Consider the following 203-nt stretch of genomic DNA (forward strand, 5'->3'; position numbering starts at 1 on the left):
CTGACGGCGGAGCGGTTGGTGTCGGTGATGCGGCCGAAGGTGGACGGGGCCTGGAACCTGCACGAGCTGACCCGTGACCGTGAGCTGGACCTGTTCGTGCTGTTCTCCTCGGTGGCGGGTGTGTTCGGTTCGCCGGGGCAGGCGAACTACGCGGCGGCCAATGTGTTCCTGGACGCGTTGGCGGTGCGTCGGCGTGCCGAGGG

1 protein-coding gene is annotated in these 203 nt (G+C 69.0%); it reads left to right on the forward strand.

The window, feature by feature from the left end; genetic code table 11:
- The coding region (locus IG88_RS40080; protein WP_037837611.1) for a ketoreductase domain-containing protein at positions 1-203 on the forward strand (203 nt) is incomplete at both ends.

It is taken from the genome of Streptomyces sp. NRRL F-5650, assembly GCF_000721365.1.
Lineage (GTDB): Bacteria > Actinomycetota > Actinomycetes > Streptomycetales > Streptomycetaceae > Streptomyces > Streptomyces ardesiacus.